This is a genomic window from Gilvimarinus xylanilyticus, from assembly GCF_024195295.1.
In the GTDB taxonomy this organism is placed as follows: domain Bacteria; phylum Pseudomonadota; class Gammaproteobacteria; order Pseudomonadales; family Cellvibrionaceae; genus Gilvimarinus; species Gilvimarinus xylanilyticus.
Map to the genome: position 1 here is coordinate 854,196 of NZ_JAMFTH010000001.1, position 12,997 is coordinate 867,192.

7 protein-coding genes are annotated in these 12,997 nt (G+C 55.3%); 2 read left to right on the plus strand and 5 right to left on the minus strand.

Features of this window, described 5'->3' with window-relative positions; genetic code table 11:
• Positions 1–22: 22 nt before the first annotated feature.
• Positions 23–1,159 carry a DUF481 domain-containing protein gene (locus M6D89_RS03620; protein WP_253966664.1) on the plus strand — a complete coding sequence of 379 codons (1,137 nt, stop codon included), beginning with the start codon at positions 23–25 and terminating at the stop codon, positions 1,157–1,159.
• A 64-nt stretch (positions 1,160–1,223) separates the two neighbouring features.
• On the opposite strand, the gene M6D89_RS03625 is transcribed toward M6D89_RS03620, so the two are convergent.
• The 3 genes from M6D89_RS03625 to M6D89_RS03635 form a co-directional block, all read right to left on the minus strand.
• Positions 1,224–2,309, minus strand: a complete 1,086-nt coding sequence (locus M6D89_RS03625) for a 3-deoxy-7-phosphoheptulonate synthase (RefSeq protein WP_253966665.1) — start codon at positions 2,307–2,309, stop codon at positions 1,224–1,226.
• A 140-nt stretch (positions 2,310–2,449) separates the two neighbouring features.
• On the minus strand, positions 2,450–5,872 hold the full coding sequence (locus tag M6D89_RS03630; protein WP_253966666.1) for a UvrD-helicase domain-containing protein: 3,423 nt from the start codon (positions 5,870–5,872) through the stop codon (positions 2,450–2,452).
• Positions 5,869–8,565 (minus strand): PD-(D/E)XK nuclease family protein, encoded by a 2,697-nt coding sequence (locus M6D89_RS03635; RefSeq protein ID WP_253966667.1) that lies wholly within the window; start codon positions 8,563–8,565, stop codon positions 5,869–5,871. Before M6D89_RS03635 ends, M6D89_RS03630 begins: the two co-directional genes overlap by 4 nt.
• A gap of 122 nt (positions 8,566–8,687) precedes the next feature.
• Here M6D89_RS03635 and M6D89_RS03640 point away from each other — a divergent pair, with 122 nt between their 5' ends.
• Positions 8,688–11,696, plus strand: coding sequence for a bifunctional diguanylate cyclase/phosphodiesterase (locus tag M6D89_RS03640; RefSeq protein ID WP_253966668.1), 3,009 nt, complete (start codon positions 8,688–8,690; stop codon positions 11,694–11,696).
• Here M6D89_RS03640 and murI read toward each other — a convergent pair.
• Both murI and M6D89_RS03650 read right to left on the minus strand, forming a co-directional pair.
• A complete protein-coding gene (murI, locus tag M6D89_RS03645) occupies positions 11,688–12,521 on the minus strand; it encodes a glutamate racemase (protein ID WP_253966669.1) in 834 nt (277 codons plus the stop codon). The two genes, M6D89_RS03640 and murI, sit on opposite strands and share 9 nt — an antisense overlap.
• The gene (locus tag M6D89_RS03650) at positions 12,508–12,933 is read right to left on the minus strand and encodes a tetratricopeptide repeat protein (protein ID WP_253966670.1); all 426 of its coding nucleotides are present in this window, start codon (positions 12,931–12,933) and stop codon (positions 12,508–12,510) included. Before M6D89_RS03650 ends, murI begins: the two co-directional genes overlap by 14 nt.
• Positions 12,934–12,997 lie beyond the last annotated feature (64 nt).

The window sequence follows — 12,997 nt, forward strand, 5'->3', positions numbered from 1 at the left end:
ATTAAAGCGAGCGACAGGCCTTATGTTCAAGGATAGGGGCATTGCGTCACTCTTACCGAGTGGATTCATCGCGGGGCTGTCGTTCGCTATTGTTGCGCTGGCGAGTATTACGGTTCAGGCTCAGGCGCCCGGCGCCAAGCCCCAGGGGCGGGTTTGGCCGGCGCCTCCCGAGCGCCTCGCCGGCTGGGATTGGCTGCAGCTGGATTCGGGTGAATGGATTAAAGGCGAAATTATCGGCTTGTACGATAAGACCCTGACCTTCGATTCCGATCACTTTAAAGAGCAAACCCTGGATTGGGACAGCGACGTCAACCGTTTGCTCTCCGCCCGCAGCATGAGTGTACGTTTAAACACCGGAGAGACGGTCTATGGCCCGGTGGTTATTGACGAAACTCACCTTATTTTCTCATCGCCCGTAGCGGCTCAGTATCCCCGTGCCAATATTGTCGCCATGACCGTAAAAGGTGAGCGGGAGCTCGACTTGTGGCGTACCGAGTTAGGCTTAAGTGGCACCCTCAAGGGCGGTAATGTCGATGAGAAGGGCTATAGTGCTGACGTTGACATCGCCCGCCGTACCGCTATGTCGCGTTTTAGCATGAATTACCGGGGGAGCTTTGATGAAATCAGCGGTGTGCAAACAGCAGAGAGCCATCGCGCCGGGGGGCGATATGATCGTTTTATCGGCACCTCGCTTTATTGGACCCCGATTTACACCGAGTATTTTCGCGATAGATTTCAAAACATCGATCTGCGTGCCACCTATGGTGTTTTTATCGGTTATTACCTCGCTGATCGCCCGCATTTAAGTTGGAGTGTCAGCGGTGGTCCAGGCTACCAGTATCAGGAGTTTACCACCGCGCCCGAGGGGCAGGATTTGACTCAGTCAACCGCCGCGGTGTTGGCCGAATCGCGTCTGGAGTGGGATGTGACAGACGATATTACCTACGAGCTCACCTACCAGCCGCAGTTTACCAACAAAGAAACCGGTCGCTATAAGCATTATCTGGAAACCAGTTTGGAGCTGGATGTCACCGACAAACTTTCGGTTAACTTTATTTACAGTTGGGACAGGACGGCCGAACCGCAAGTGGACGAAGAGGGAGTGCTGCCGGAAAAAGACGATTACAGTCTCTCGGTGGGCGTCAGCTGGAATCAGTAGGGTGGTTATCCGGTTGGAAATCCCGGGCCAGGGGTGGCCCGGGTGTTAGGCGCTTATTAGGCGCTTAAGGGTAGCGCTTATCAATATAGGGTTTGATTTTATCGCGCATTGAGTGCAGTGCTTTCTCGGTCGCACTCCAGTCAATGCAGGCATCGGTCACTGATACCCCATACTCCAGCTGGCTTAAATCCTCGGGGATTTTCTGGTTGCCCGCACCGATATTACTTTCCACCATTAAGCCGATAATGGATTTATTGCCTTCGGCAATTTGATTGGCAACGTTATCCATTACCAGAGGTTGCAGGTTGTGGTCTTTGTTGGAATTGGCGTGGCTACAGTCGACCATAATGTTGGGTAACACTTTAGCCTTGTCCAGCTCCTCTTCGCACATGGCGACACTGACGGAATCGTAATTGGGTTTGCCGTTGCCGCCGCGCAGTACTACGTGGCCGTAGGGGTTGCCGCGAGTGTGGACGATCGAGACCTGGCCCTCGGTATTAATGCCCAAAAAGCGGTGCGGCTTGGAGACCGACTGCAGCGCATTGATTGCCACGGTCAGACTGCCATCGGTACCGTTTTTGAAGCCCACCGCCGAGGACAGCCCGCTGGCCATTTCGCGGTGAGTTTGCGACTCGGTGGTGCGCGCGCCAATCGCCGACCAGCTGATTAAATCCTGCAAGTATTGTGGTGAAATCGGGTCCAGTGCTTCGGTGGCGGTGGGCAGGCCCATTTCGGCAATATCCAAAAGTAACTTGCGGCCGATGTGCAGCCCTTCTTGAATTTTAAAAGAGTCGTTCAAGTAGGGGTCGTTAATCAGACCTTTCCAGCCCACGGTAGTACGGGGCTTTTCAAAATAGACGCGCATAACAACATAGATAGTGTCACTGACTTCGGCGGCCAGTTTTTTCAGGCGGGCAGCATAGTCCTTGGCCGCCTCGACATCGTGAATGGAGCAGGGGCCAATCACTACAAAAATACGCGGATCTTTGCGATCGAGAATATTGCGGATAGTGGCGCGCCCTTCGGTAATCGCCTGGCGGGCTGCATCGCTAATGGGCAGCTCGCGCTTTAATTCAGCGGGCGATATCAGCAGCTCTTGCGATACGACGTTTAAATCGTCTACTGCCGCGTCTTGGGATTCGTGTGACATTGTCTTTCCAGATTTCCTATATTGTCGTGGTTGCGCGTCTGAAAATCATCAGACGCGCCTATTCTACTGAATTTCAATGGCTTTTGGGGGATGATTTTGGCAATCAACACTATAAGTGGGTTTTATTACTTTTGCCTGCTTTATTGGATTTCCAAAAAATCGTACGGCGGCGCTAAACCTGGGCAATAAATAGCCAACCGTACCGGGATATCGCCGTGCGCAAAGAGGGCGGCATAGCCCAAAAGCTGCGCGCGATGTTCATCCATCAGTTCCTGTGCCGCTTTCGCCAGGTCATCTCCGGGCTCGGCGAGGGCGGTTTTATAGTCGATAATCCAGCGTTCGCCGTCAGCAATAAAGGTGCGGTCGATTACCTGGCGCCGATAGCGCTCGCCGTCCGCACGCAGGTAGGCGGACTCCACGGCGGCATCTGAGTGTTGCCAGTCGAGCACCCAGCGACCTTTATCGGAGTTAAGGCAGGCCGATACCGCTTCGCTCACCCGTGCGAGCGCCTGTATCTCTTGGGTCGGGCTCACGCCCTCGCGTCTAAGCAGTTGACGCCATAGAGCTTGCTGAGCGTCGATATAGGCGCGGGTGTCTTGCGGCAGTGCTCGCGTGGCCAGTTGTTCTAACAGCCTGTGGGTCACGGTGCCAGACAATCGAGCCAAGCGCACTTGGGGCGTTTCGGCGACGGGGATATTGGCCTCGTCATCGGCGTATTCATGGCCTCGCAGGGCCGCTAAGCGCGGGTTATCGTTAGCGGGTGGCGCTTGCCACTGGGGGCTCAGGCGGCGCAGCGGCTGATGTAGCACGGTGTTAGAAAGCTGCGAGGAGAGGGTGTGGGCAGGAATAATCTCCGCTTGATCGCCGACAAGCGGCCACAGACTGGACAGTTGGCCGCCGGGCTTTAGGGCATCGGCGGGTTGTTCGTCCTCGCGTTTTACACAGCCGGTCAAATAAAGTGTGTCGATCGCCCGGGTACAGCCCACGTAGAGAAGTCGCGTGGCTTCAAAGGCGGTTTGCTTTTTCTGCTCGCTGCGCAAGTAGTGGTAAATGGGCCCAGGGTTTTGCCCTTCGGGGGAAAGCGGTCCGAGCAGTAGCTGAGGTTCGCCATCGCTGGACAGGCGTTCGCGCCACAAAAACAGCTCTTTACTGTCGCCGCGGGAGTGGCGATCCAATCCGGGAATAATGACGGTATTAAATTCCAGACCTTTGGATTTGTGCATGGTCATAACATGCACCCGGGCATCGACATTTTGCGATACCGCGTAGAGCTTGCCGATGGCTTGCTCCAGCGCCGTCCAGTCGTCCACATCCTGAGCCTGATCGTGCTTATCCAACAGGTCAAAAAACTGCATCGCTACCAGATGGTCGTCCTGGTCTAGTAATCCCGCCGGGCCGCCCAGCGCGACCCAGGTGCCATAGACCCAATCGCGCAGTCGCTTGCGCTGACGCAGCTCCAGTGCTTGTTGCAAAATGGTTGCGCAGCGCTCCAATATCGCGCGGCCGGGCGCGCTTAGTCCCTGCCGTGCTTCGGGCTCGAATAGGCGCTGCCAAACAAACGCATAGCCCTGGTGGTCGGTAAAGCTGGCCTCATCTGGCGGCTCCCCCAGCAGGGCGGTGAGATCGTGCAAATCCAGGCCCACCCAAGGGCAGCGCAGCAGGGCGATCCAGGCACTGCGGTCATCCGGGCAGAGCAGGGCGCGGGTCAGTGTGAGTAGGTCGATGATCACCATGCGGCTCGCAAGCGAATCCATGTCCTGGGCTTGAAAGGCGATGCCCTCGCGATTGAGCGCGTCGATTACCAGACTTAAGTGACCGCGGTTACGCCCCAACACGGCAATGCTGCCCTCGGGGTCTTGCCGCAAAGCGTGTCGGACTAAGTCGATAATCGCCCGGGCTTCGGTCTGTTGCGCATGCTCACGGGTTTGCTCTTGTGCCTCGTCATAGGCGAAGACTTTAACCTGTACCGCCTGATTGGGGGCGGCGGCTTTGAAGGCGTTTGAGGGGCTGTAGCTGACCGCGCCGCGAGAAATATCATCCTGTTGGGGGAAGGCGTCGGCAAAAACCTGGTTAACCCAGTCAACCACTCCCGCGCGGGAGCGGAAGTTTACATTCAAATCCAGCGGCGTCAGCGGCACCGATCCTATGCCCTCGCGCCTGGCTTTTAAGAACAGCCCGACATTGGCGTTGCGAAAGCCATAGCACGATTGCATACCGTCGCCTACGATAAATACGGTGCGGCCATCATCGGGCTCCCAACCTGCGGTTAGCTTTTCCAGCAGGGTGAGTTGGGGCTGGGAGGTGTCCTGAAACTCATCCACCAACAAGTGTTTGATCTGATAATCCAGTTTTAGGGCAATTTCGCTGGGTTCATCGTCTTCGCCCAATGCATCCAGAGCGGCCAGAGTAATGGCGGTAAAGTCGGTTGCGCCCTGTTCGGCAAAACACAGCCAGAGCTCGGCTGCTAACCGAGGCAACAAAATGGTCAAGCACTGCAGGATATGCCACTCGTCGTCCTGATAATAAGGCGCGGGCAAGCTGCGCACTTCGGCGAGGGTTTCAACGATCTCGGGTGCGACTTGCTCTAGCTGTTCGGTGATGAATTTAAAGCGGGCTTTTTGTTCTTTGCCCGGCGCACCCGCGGGAACGCCTTGGTTTTTATTAAGTTGCTTGCGAAAGCTGTCGCCCCGGGTCAGCATAAACTCCGCCAACGCCTGCCACTGGGAGAGGTCTCGCGCTTTTGCTTGGGGCAGCTCCCGCGCCCCGGCGAAGACTGTAAATTGACTGTCGACACTTTCCTGTTGCAAATGATGGCCCGCCTGATCCAGTAGCAAGGCCAGATCGCTGGCTACCGGTTGCAGCTGTTGCCGAAGACTTGTCAGGTGATCTTCTATCACGCTCGACAAAACCGATTCCAAATAGGGGCGGGTATTGTCGCCACTGGCGGCGAGAATCAAACCCAGCCATTGCTCGCGCTTAGCCAATAAGCGGACAAACAACTCGGTAAGACTTTCCAGCCGGTTGTCCATATGTCGGCACAATGTGGCCAAGGCGGCTCCGGTTTCGCTGTCTTCCCCGGTTTTTTGCAGCAACCGGGTGGCGGCGTCACGATAGGTCGTGTCGGGAAACTCTAATGTGTCGGGCAGCTCGCCCAGGCCGCTTTGAAAAGGCAGCTGGGCCGCGATCGCCCGGCAGAGGCCGTCGATGGTAAGCACACGCAAGCGGTTGGGGTTTTTCAACAGTTGCCAGTTGTGCTTTTTATCGTGCTCAAGCAGGGTGCGGCTGGTCTGCCATAGAGCGCGTTCGTGTTCTTGTGCGGGCTCGGCACTGTAGGCAGCTTGGCTGAGCGCCCCCACAATTCGCTCGCGCATTTCGCTGGCGGCCTTGTTGGTAAAGGTTATGGCCAGGACCTGCTCGGGGGATTCTACGGTGCACAGTAGTTTCAATACCCGGTGGGTTAAAAGCCCGGTCTTACCGGAGCCGGCGGGGGCGCTAACCGCGAAAGATTCGGTGGGATCGAGCGCTCGCTCGCGCGCCTGAAAATCCTGAGGGCGTTCGCTCATGACTTGCCTCCACGGGCTTGCAAATAGGCGCGCAGTTGCGGCTGCTCATCCTGGCGGGTCAGAGGCTTCAACCATTCGTCGTACAGTTGGGCATCGGCGCTACGGTACTGAATACTGGCATAGCCATGGTGCAGTTCGTCGGCCAATTGCTGCAGCGGCGCCTCCCAGGCTTCTAGCTGCTCACACCATGACTCCGCCTGGGGGGCTTTAATTCCGGTGTGAGTCTGTGCGTGTTCATTGCCCCAGCCGCTAAGGTTGATGCCCTTGGCGTTAATACTGGCAAAGGCGATAGAGCTCACCTCTCCCTCACTGAACACCTTGGCATACAGAGGAAGCTGCGGATCGGTAAACCGGTCCACCTGCCAGGCGCTGGGGTTAGCGGCGCCGGTTTTGTAATCCATGATCAGTCGGCTGCCATCGGCCAGGGTGTCTACCCGATCCAGGCGGACCTCAAACTGATAGCCACTGAACGTCGCGCTTAAAGGTTGTTCTATGCCCGACACGGTAAAAACCGGGCGTTCCCGCTCCAGGGCCAGCCACTCTTGCAGTTGCGCGGTGAGACGTTCTATTTCCAGCTCGCACAGGGCAGGGCTGAGCTCGGGCCGCTGTCCTGCCCAGGGCATAACGGTATCCTTACACACCTGATAAATCAGCGTGTGCAATCTTTCCCCTTGGCTGTCGCTGAGGCCAGCATGGTCTTTTAATGCAGACCAAATTTGCGCCAGTGCCCCGTGTAAAATGGTGCCTCGCTCGCGGGGGGTAAAACCCAGTTGCGGTTTTTCTGCGGGGTAGGCGCCGAGGCGGTAGCGGGCAAAGGCGCTAAAGGGGCACTTAGCCTGGGCGGTAAAGATACCGGTGCCGCCGCGCAGCTTGCCTTTAGCCAGGCCGGGGCCATACTCACAATCGAGCCACTCAAGTGTGCCGCTTGTGGCCAGCGCTTGATAATGTTGTTGTTGCAGCGAGTGCGAATTTTTAAGCAAAGATTCTGGTGAACACTCGGGCAGCTTGGAGATCAAGGCGCTGCACAAAAAGTGGCGATCACCTTCGCCTTGCGGGTAGCTAAAGATAACCTCGTGGGCGCTGGTTTGCAGGCGCTCGGTTAAAGCCTCGGCATAGATCAGTTCGCGTTCCGCGCTCGCCTTGGGCATTTGCCACTCACGCTGCAGGCCGACCGGTAGCAGGGGGTTGGGTTGGGCACTGGGCGGCCAAGCTTGTTGGTGCATCCCCATGACCCACAGGTGCGTAAAATGCAGCCCCGAGGCCTCGAGCAGGCCCAAAACTTGTATCGGCGAGTCGGGGGTTTGCGGTTGAAAGGGCGTTTTTTCCAGCCGCTTTTGCAACTGGCTTAAGGCGCCGCTTAAGGTAAGTGACGGCAGCAGGCGAGATAGCTGCTTGAGCTCTTGCAGGGTTTCCTGCCACAAACTCATCTGCTGGTATTCGGCGCTGTCCAGGCGTCGCTGTCCGGGCCAGCCCAGGGTGTCTAACAGCTTTGTGATTCTTTCCAGCCAGTATTCAAGAGGCCGTTTTTTGCGCGCGTCGCGCTCAATCTCACTGGCAAGTTCCAACCGCTTGGCAAGCTGCAGATCCGGGTTGTCACTGCGCTCAATAACTTGTCGGCATACCCGGCGAATGTCAGTGCTTTTTACGCTGTGACGGGCCAGCTTGCGCAACTTTACCGCAGCCTCGGTGCGCGCGGGTTTCTCCAATGGGTAATCACCCCAAAACAGGCTGTGTAAGGTTTGTACTGCGGCATCGGTTGTTAGCGGCCGACAGTGTAGACTGATTAACGCCAGCGCCGCCTGTACCAGCGGGGTTTGGCCCAAAGGTGTACCGGCCGAGAAGTTAAAGGGCGACACCTGACGCGGCTGATCTGGGTAGGGGGTTAGGGGGTTAAATACTTCGGCAAAAATACGCTCGACACGCTCTCTCTGCTGGCCCAGATCGGGCACAATAATTCCCACCACAGGGTCATTTTGCTGCGCGAGAATCTGATCGGCCCAGAGTGCGGCCGTGCGTATTTCTGTCTCTTTATCGGCGAGACAAGTGCGCTGTAACTGCTGATTGCGCGGCGGCGGAACATAGGTGTCGGCGCCGGGTAGGGCAGCCTCTAACAGGTCTTGAGTCAGCGGGGCGATATCATCAAACCCATAGAGGTAGGCTTGTGTTTCGGGTTTTATATGCTTCCCATGCAGTGCCTTAATAAGCTCGGGAATCGCTTGCTCTTGGGTGGTTAGCTGGTGCTGAACGAGTAGCGCTTCAAATTTTTGCAACCAGCCGAGAAATGTCTGGTTGCTGCCGGGCCATTGATTGAGCTCCTGAATGGGGCATTGCCAAGCCTGTAGGGCATGGCGCGCCGCTTCCGCTTTGGCTGCCAGTTCATTGGCGCGCATAAGGGCCATGGGGTCGGATGAGTCGCCAATGACCTGCTCCCACAGGGCGGCTGTTTGCCAGCGGTCAATGAGCATGGGAGCGTCTGGATTTAAACCTGCGAAAAGGTACTGATCCCACAGACTATTGAGCCATTGATTGAGCGCATAGACCCGCGGCTCTTGCCACACTGCTTGAGCGGCACGGGTGTGATTGTGGTAGGCACGTAAAATATGATTGCGCTGCCGGTTGTTTGCGGTGACCAGGAGCTGGCCGCTTTGTAAACGGGAGAGAGCTCCCTCAATATCAAATAGCACAGCGGCCATAATCATCTACTCCTTTCGTTCGGGGGCAGTGTAACATTCGGGTGGGGCAAATGGCCTCAAATTGCGCCATACTGGTGTATAGTTGTGAGGGAAACCTTCACAAGGAGTGGTTCACTGCCTCCATGCGCTCGCTAAATGCCAAATTACTGTTAATCGTTATCGGGTTTGTCATGCTCAGTGGCGTTCTCGGGGCGATTCGAGTGGGTTACTCCGAGTCCCAGCGCATTGAGGCGCAGTACGATGCCCGCCTTAAGGCGCTGTCCAGCCGCTACAGCCGCTATTTAGAAGACGAGCTAAGTGGACGGTTGCACGCACTGCAGGCCGCCAGTGATGTTTTGCTCGCGCAACTCGATATTCCGCTAAGTAACTACGAGCCGTTAACAGGCGCCCGCGGTGATGATGGGGCCTACCGCCAGTGGGATGAATACTCGGGGGCCTTTGTCTATCGGCCGCAAACGCTCGATGCCTCAACCCGGCACTTGCTCCAGGCTTCGCATCAGGTGTGGGAGCAAACCAGTCCCATAATGGCAAGCTTGTTCAGCGCGTTTTACTTTATTAGCGACAATGGTATTAGTCGGGTATGGCCCAAATCTATTATCGATGCTCATCGTCCCAATCACGATGTGACTCGGGAAATTTTTTACACCATCGCCGCGCCGGATAATAACCCCGACAAATCGCCGGAGTGGACGCCTATTTACTTCGACACCTATACCGACAAATGGATGACATCTCTGGTTATTCCCATTTATCGCCAAGGCGACTTTATCGGCGTGGTTGGTGGCGACATTGACGTTGGTTTTTTACTCGACAAGCTTCGGGCACTGGATGCGGATAATGATCAAATCCAGGCTTTTTTATTCAACCGCGAGGGGGAGGTGGTCTTGCATAGCAGCCAGCGCCCTGGGTCTCCCGCACAGGCAAAGAGTATGAATGAAGCCTATCCCTTGCTCAACAAAAAACAGCAACCGCTGGAAGTCGATTCTCGCTATATCGATGATGTGATCAAGCAAAGTTTGAGCTTGGGACAGGTGACGCGCCGTCAAATTAAATCCGCCGAGGTGAACATCGTTACTACCCGCCTTGAGGAAATGGATTGGTACATTAGCTTTTACTATCCGCAGCAATTGGTCCAGGAAAGTTTTCGCGCGTCAATGGTTTCGGTTTACAGCAACATCTTAATGCTTGCACTGTTTTTATTTGTCGTGCTCTATTTCAGTATACGGTTTTTTGTGGTGCGTCGTATTGCGCGGCTCGCCGACGCCACAAGTGCTATTGGAGGCAGCAATCGCAAGCTTAGCTTGCCCGATATGGGCGACGATGAAATCGGTCGTTTAAGTAACGCTATTAATAATATGTTGGATCAAATTCGACATCTTATTCGCGGTTTAGACGACAAGATTGTGCTGTTGGATAAGGCCGGGGCCGAGTCGCGGCAATTGATGAGCGCTATTGAAAATAGTGTCAGCTTGGTGGTGATACTCGATCGCGATTGGGAGATTCTCTACGCTAACTCTCAGTACTGGCAAGTGACTGGCTACCGTCAAGATCGCCCGAGCAAAGAGCAGAACCCGCTGCTGTTGGGAGAGAATCGATCCATAACGCCCGAGCTGATTCGCGCTAAACTGCGCGATAAGCTACTCAGAGGCGCTGATACCGAAGAGGCGGCGAGATGGCAAGCAGAATACCTGGCAACCACCGCGACAGGGCGAGAGTTTTGGCTAATGCAATCGGTCACCGCTATTCTGGGGCCCCATCAAGAGCCCGAATACTATGTTTGCGTGGGCCAGGACATTAGCGACTTAAAAGAAAAACAACAAGAGGTTGAAAAGCTTGCCTATTACGATCATTTAACCGGGCTGGCCAACCGTACTCTTTTTAAAAAGCAACTTAGCTCTCACTTGAATCATTGCCTGCGCACCAATACCAAACTGGCGCTGTTTTATATTGATTTGGATCATTTTAAACGTATCAATGACACCTTTGGTCACGAATCCGGAGACCAGTTGCTGGTGAGTGTTGCCCGAAAATTGCGGGACAATTTGCGCGAGGAGGACTGCGTGGCGCGCCTGGGTGGCGATGAGTTTGCGGTTCTGCTGGGCGAAGTGGAAAGCCCTCAATACGCCTATATTGTCGCCAGCAAATTAATTCGCGCGCTCAACGCGCCGATCGACTTACAGGGGAAAGAGGTGGTTGCGGGAGGGAGTATTGGTATCACCTTGGCACCCGATGACAGTGACGACTTGGATGTATTGATGAAAAACGCTGATCTGGCGATGTATAAAGCCAAAGATCAGGGGCGCAATGCCTTTCAGTTTTACACTACCGATATGAATATCGCGGTTGAGCGGCGTTTGGCCATTGAGCGAGAGATTCGTCAAGCGCTGCGCTTTGGCCAATTCGTACTTTATTATCAGCCATTTGTTGATTTTAGCAGCGGCAAAATTGTGGGGGCTGAAGCGCTCCTGCGCTGGAACCACCCCGAGCGCGGTTTGGTGTCTCCGGGTGAGTTTATACCCGTCGCCGAGGAGTCGGGGTTAATTGTTCCCCTGGGTCGCTGGGTATTAAAAACCGCCTGCTTCCAAGCCCGTGCGATTCAAAAAGCCCTGCAGCGCGACTTTACGGTATCGGTCAATATTTCGGCGCGCCAGTTGAGCGAGCCTGATTTTCTGCAGTTGCTTGAGGCCTGTTTAAGGGAGTCCGGTCTGGCGCCCAGCTCGCTTGAACTCGAAGTGACCGAAAGCACCTTGATGGAAGATGTCTCCCGGGTCATTCCCATGTTGGAGCAGTTGCGCCAAAAAGGCTGTGGCTTGGCTATTGATGATTTTGGCACGGGTTATTCGTCGCTTAGTTATCTTAAAAGGCTGCCCATTAATAGCCTGAAAGTTGATCGCAGCTTTGTCCAGGATTTGCCCGACGACGAAGAGGACAAGGCTATTACCTCGCTGGTGGTGGCAATGGCGAAAAGCCTACATTACAAGGTGATCGTCGAGGGGGTAGAATCCCCGGAGCAGCACGCGTTTTTGACGACCTGTGGTTGTCATCTAGGGCAGGGATATTTCTATAGTCGCCCGGTGCCTTTGGATCAATTTATGCGCCTAGTGCAGGCCGATGCCCGTATGTCACAGTAAGCGCAGTGTCGCGTAGCCGTGCCCAGTGAATGCAGGTCGTAACGGCTCGATGGTGCCATCGCTCTGGGTGTAATAGGCCGAGCCGGGGTGTGCTGGAGAATCAGTATTAAGCTTTAACTCGTCGATAAGCCAGTAGGCTACTCTCCTGGCTATGGCTTCGCCCGAGTCCATGAGGGTGACCCCGGGGCCGAGTAATTCGCTGATCTCTGAACGCAATAAGGGAAAGTGAGTGCAGGCGAGCACCAAAGTGTCAAGCGTATCGGGCTTGGGGTTTGCGGGGCTGGGTAAAAGAAATTTCTCTAAGCAAGCGCGAACATTTGAAGCGGCAATTGTCTCCCCGCGGAGTTTGGCTTCGGCCAGGGTAACCAATTGGCGCGAGCCGCTGGTAACCACATGACAACCATCGGCAAAATCACTAATGAGATGTCGGGTGTAGGGCCGTTTAATGGTTCCGGGGGTTGCCAGCAGACCGATATAGCGAGATTGCGATGATGCGGCGGCCGGTTTTATCGCTGGGACCACGCCTACGATCGGCTGGCGAAAACGTTTTCGCAGTTCGGGTAGCACCAGGGTGCTGGCGGTATTGCAGGCGATTACAATAACCTGGGTGTGTGGGTCGCGACGCTGCAGGTAGTCACCAATGAGCTTGCTGCTGCGCGCGAGCAGGTATTCCTCACTTTTCTCGCCATAGGGAAAGCCGGCATTATCAAACAAATAGTTTAAATGAGCGCCGGGCAAAAGCGTGCGGATATGTTGCGAAACGCTCAGCCCGCCTACGCCCGAATCAAACACCAGTACTGCTGGGGCGGTTTTATATTGAGTCATGTGAGATTAAATCAGCGATAGCCTGACGGTAGCGGGGTGCCTCGCTGTCGAATAGGGTGGCATTGTGGTTATACGCGTGCAGCAGGTATTTGCGCGCCTCGGGGGTGCGCCCCAGCTCAAGCAGGCATTGGCCCAGACGCAGTTGCACAAAAGGGCTTTGCTCCGCCTCGGGGCAGTACAGGGCTGAAGTAAGGGATTCGGCGCCCTGTTCGTGCTGATGCAGGCGAAAGTAGGTGTCGCCAATCGCGGTAAGCACCCAACCGGCCTCGGTGTATTGGCTTTGGGGCTTGGGTATTAAAAGCCAAGCTTGGTAGAATGATCGCAACGCAAGCCGGTATTCGCCGCTGTCGTACAAACGGTAGCCATCGGCGCAGAGACGTCTCACTTGTCGTGTCAGATCGGTTTGACCCATGTCGTTTTATTGTCCTTTTGATTGAACATAAATCGTTCACCAAGCCGGTTAGTTGTGCTCTTAA

Bases quoted from the DNA above. Each gene is read 5' to 3' on its own strand.
- M6D89_RS03620 (WP_253966664.1), top strand. From the start codon at position 23: ATGTTCAAGGATAGGGGCATTGCGTCACTCTTACCGAGTGGATTCATC.
- M6D89_RS03625 (WP_253966665.1), bottom strand. From the start codon at position 2,309: ATGTCACACGAATCCCAAGACGCGGCAGTAGACGATTTAAACGTCGTA.
- M6D89_RS03630 (WP_253966666.1), bottom strand. From the start codon at position 5,872: ATGAGCGAACGCCCTCAGGATTTTCAGGCGCGCGAGCGAGCGCTCGAT.
- M6D89_RS03635 (WP_253966667.1), bottom strand. From the start codon at position 8,565: ATGGCCGCTGTGCTATTTGATATTGAGGGAGCTCTCTCCCGTTTACAA.
- M6D89_RS03640 (WP_253966668.1), top strand. From the start codon at position 8,688: ATGCGCTCGCTAAATGCCAAATTACTGTTAATCGTTATCGGGTTTGTC.
- murI (WP_253966669.1), bottom strand. From the start codon at position 12,521: ATGACTCAATATAAAACCGCCCCAGCAGTACTGGTGTTTGATTCGGGC.
- M6D89_RS03650 (WP_253966670.1), bottom strand. From the start codon at position 12,933: ATGGGTCAAACCGATCTGACACGACAAGTGAGACGTCTCTGCGCCGAT.